The sequence below is a fragment of the Blautia glucerasea genome (assembly GCF_013304385.1).
GTDB classification, from domain to species: Bacteria; Bacillota; Clostridia; order Lachnospirales; family Lachnospiraceae; genus Blautia_A; species Blautia_A ammoniilytica.
Window position 1 is genome coordinate 1 of record NZ_JAAITU010000083.1, and the last position, 4656, is coordinate 4656.

The 4656-nt window shown below is 40.8% G+C and carries 1 protein-coding gene; it reads right to left on the minus strand.

The window, feature by feature from the left end; genetic code table 11:
• Window positions 1–180: 180 nt before the first annotated feature.
• A partial coding sequence (locus tag G5B11_RS18185; protein ID WP_173729273.1) for an Ig-like domain-containing protein occupies window positions 181–4656 on the minus strand: 4476 nt, incomplete at its 5' end.

The window sequence follows — 4656 nt, forward strand, 5'->3', positions numbered from 1 at the left end:
CGAGAGATTTTGCTTAAAAATCTCTCGTAAAAACAACAAAATTTAAAGTGCTGTGAAATTTACTTTTGCACTGGAATTTACTTTTTCAAGTCACAATTATTCCTAATGTATAACAATACGCTGCGTTTGCATGGAGAGAACCATACAGAACGCAGCGCTTTTTCTGTAAAAAGTATTATTTTATTTTGTAACTGTAATCTTTACTTTTTTAAAAAGCCCATTGGATGTGTAGCAGTAAATAGTACAATTACCTTTCTTTTTAGCCCTGACGACACCGGCTTTGGAAACCGTTGCAACAGAAAGGTTTGATGAGAGATAACGAACAGTTGCAACATGTTTCTGTACGTAAGTACTTGAATTGGTTACAGTTGCTTTAATCCGTTTTGTTTTTCCAGTTCGGAGTTTCAAAGCTGTTTTATTAACAGTGATCTTTTGTGCATAGCCATAACGGCCGCCTTTGGTCACTGCATGTGTACGTGGAGAAGTTGCCAGTTTTTGCCCATTGGAAATGGCAACAATATAATATTTATAGTGAGTTCCTTTCTTTAATTTACGATTCGTCCAGGTGAGGTTTTTGGATGAAACCGTTTTTAACAGTTTGTAGCTGTTTCCACATTTTGCACCGTAAATTTTATAAGTGTCAGCCCCTTTTATTTTGTTCCATTTCAAAACCATAGAATTTTTCTGGCTTTTTAACTGAAGCATTAGAATCTGTTTGCTGACAGGTTTTGGCGCTGTCGTTGGAACTGGAGTAACGGTCGGAGCCGGAGTGGCGGTTGGAACCGGAGTGGCGGTCGGAACCGGAGTGGCGGTCGGAGCCGGAGTGGCGGTTGGAACCGGAATTTTGGTTGGTTCTGGAGTATTTACGGTAATCTCTGCGTATGGAGCAGCAACTGCTGTTATACCATCTTTAGAGACAGCTTCTACTTTGTAAATACCGGTAACGGAAGGTATAAAAGTAAGAAGACCGTTCTTATCAGATATAGCAGTGAGTGTGTCATTGGTTTGCGCATTTCTTAAGGTTACAGTGTATCCTTCTTCTGCATAGGCTTCCTCATTTTTTGCTGCTTCCTTATTTAAGCCCATAAGTGTAAGTGTAAACGGAGTATTTACTACAGTGGTAAGGGCCGTCTGAGTAAAATAAAGATATTCTTCTGTTTGGGATGTTGTGCTGCCGGCGCTGGGGTAAATAGAAAGAATATCGTTATTTGATAAAAGTGTAGTACCCGCATACATAAAATCTACATTTTTGTGATTAATACGGTAGGTATAATGGCTTCCGGTATTTTGAAATACCTTGGTGATAAGTCCTTCCATGCCATACATAGTATCGAGATAATCATAAGGTCTGGAAGCAAATTCAGTGCCATAAAGATCCTGATGTAAAGCAGCCAGAGCATCTGTTACATTTACTTTTGCATAGTTGTCAAGGTTTCCTTTCGTATACCCTGCTTTTAAGGCTTGATTTCCGCTTACATTTAAAGTTTTCTGGAAAGTTGGCCCATCACGGTCAATCTGATATCGGATGGTTATAGTCTCCTGTGCAGGATTTTGAGATTTTTTTATTTCACGTATCGTTTTTTCAAGAGATGTTCTTGTATTACTATAATCTGAATCGGCAGAAGCATCATTGTTTAGGACTGCATTTGCTTCTGCGATAGCAGATTGAAGTTTGTCTTTTGTTCCAGTTGGCCAGTCAAGCGGATCAGAACTTTCTGTAATTGTTGAAAGAAAATCATTGGCAGATGCAATCGTAGTTTCCAGCTGATGCTTCTGACTGGGGCTAAGGGCTAGTCGAAGTGTAAAGTTCTGTTTTTCATTTTCCGTAAATGCGCCCATGGAATATTCCCGATCGGAATAGTTGGCGCAGGAAAGATAAACTGTATACATAGTTTCCCAGTCAAGTGTGTAGGTTCCATCTGAATTTGCGTCTATTTGTGTTTTGATCCCATTCTTTTCTCCAATGACTTTTTGGGTTGCATCCGAAAGATCTTCTCCTGTATCATAACCAAAAGCTATTAAAGTCATTGTATAGGTTTTAATGCGTTCTTTTAAAGGAACAGTAATAATCTGGTCCGTAGATACAGTTAATTCCTGATAGGTTATCTTGTAATATCCATAGGCATTGATGGAATAGTGGTAAGTGCGGTCTTTCCAGATTAAATAACTGCCGTCAGGCTCTGGATCTACTGTTTTGGTATGATCGTCTGCATCATATACAGTGACAGACACATTTGTCAAATCCAGTGAATTGTTGTCTTCATCAACGTAAGCAAATTTGATAAGACATCTCCCGTCTTCTGCCCTGGTAAGGGGGAGGGAAACAGTTTCCTCTTTGGAAGGTACAAAAACCAGGTAGGCCTCTTCCTTGCCTCCGGCGCCTACATAGCCATTCTGAGATGCTGTTACAGTGTATGAAGTAGCGTCATTCAAAGTATAAGTACCATTTGCGCCAGGGGTTAACGTATTACCGTTCTGATCCACTACTGTAATCCGAGCATCTGGAAGAATATCTTGTGTAAAGCTATTTACAGCCTGAAACTTTATCTGATATGCAGTTGCTTTTGGTGCAATAACAAAAGTAACTTCCGTTGATGCAAGAACCACAGCAGTTCCGGCATCAATTGCGGCATCTGTTTCTGTTGGGGAATAGAAGGAAAGCGTCGCATTTATTGTAGCTGCAGATGTGGGTCTTTGCTCCTTCAGAGTATAATTCTGACCGACAGAAGGTGTTGAAAAGCCTTGCTGGGTTTTATCAGTGAAACAGTTTGCTGCTTCAGTTGTTTCAAATTTCCAACTGCTCTTGAAGCGTGCAGTATCCGGGCGTTTTAATGTAAATTCTGTAAGAGGGGTACTTCCATCTGCCTCATAATATGAAATCTGATAAGTCTGTTTGGATTTCTGGCAGGCTTCTTTATTTTTTACAATTACATTACCGTCAATATAATACTGTTGCATCAGCTTCTGAGCTTCCATTTTTTCGGAAGGAACCAGATTATCATCACTGATTTTCTTGAGTGTATTCTGAGCAAAAGTAATTGTGTGATGATACCAGGTATCCTTTCTTGCTGAATGTCCGGAAATACTCAGTGGATCATTCAGGGAAACAATTGGAACCGGCCAGAAAGTGTAATGTTCAGAGCCATCAAATTGTTCAGGGGCATAGCAAATCGTATCTTCTTCTGCTGGTCTTACAGAAGACTCTGAACAGTCACCCATGTAAAGTCTGTCAAATCCGGTTCCTTTGAGGGTAACTACCAGGTAAGCTTTTTTGTCTTTTACGATGATTTTTGTATTATAAAAAGCGAACATTGTGCTGTCAGAAATGGTATCTATGGTGTAGGTACCATCTTCCAGAGCAACAGATTTATTCTTTAAAGTAAAAGTTATACAATCATCCTTGGATGGGGTAAAATCTTTTATTACAGCCTGCTCAGAGCCATCTTCAGCCGTATAGTTTTCAGCAGAAGCAGTAATGGTGTAGGTACGGTCCGCATACAGCTGGTAAACAGCGGCATCAGATGAAGTAATAACATTGCCGTAGTTATCTGTTACCGTGTAGACTGGATCCGTTACCAGATTTCCATCCGCATCCTTTGCTTCGAGAGTTACAGAATAAGGCTCAATTTTAGGCTGAACGATCCAGGTATAGGTGTAAGAAGCGAGCGCCGTGGCGGTATTGTTCTTGATCGCCGAGTTTGTGGTAGCAGGATCGTAGAGTTTTAAGGTTGCAGTCATTTTTGTGTCTGTCTGACTGATGAAACGGACATTACTGAAAGAATAAGTGGCGGATGTGGGGTATGTTTTAGAAGGTCTGGAAAAACAATCCGTTGTACTGAAAAACCAACCACTCTGATACAGACTTTTGTCCGGTCTTAATAATTTTATGCTAGATGCAATAATGGTATTGTCAGAAGCCCGGTAGGGGATGGTGTAGGTATCGCCATCTTTGGTGATGACTTCTTTGTAGGCATCGGAACAGCCTGCAAAGATATTATCACAGTTGTCTTTGATCCACTTTTGGGCTTTTGCTTCCGGGCTTTGGGTCAGAGTAAAGGTTTTGGTTTCATCTTGAGATGGGATAAAATCTTTTATTACGGCCTGCTCAGAGCCATCTTCAGCCGTATAGTCTTCAGCAGAAGCAGTAATGGTATAGGTGCGGTCCGCATACAGCTGATAAACAGAAGCGTCAGCTGAAGTAATAACATTGCCGTAGTTGTCTGTTACTGTATAGACAGGATCCGTTACCAGATTTCCATCCGCATCCTTTGCCTCGAGAGTTACAGAATAAGGCTCGATTTTAGGCTGAACGATCCAGGTATAGGTGTAAGAAGCGAGAGCCGTGGCGGTATTGTTCTTAATAGCCGAGTTTGTGGTAGCAGGATCGTAGAGCTTTAAGGTTGCAGTCATTTTTGTGTCTGTCTGACTGATGAAACGGACATTACTGAAAGAATAAGTGGCGGATGTGGGGTATGTTTTAGAAGGTCTGGAAAAACAATCCGTTGTACTGAAAAACCAACCACTCTGATACAAACTTTTGTCCGGTCTTAATAATTTTATGCTAGATGCAATAATGGTATTGTCAGAAGCCCGGTAGGGGATGGTGTAGGTATCGCCATCTTTGGTGATGACTTCTTTGTAGGCATCGGAACAGCC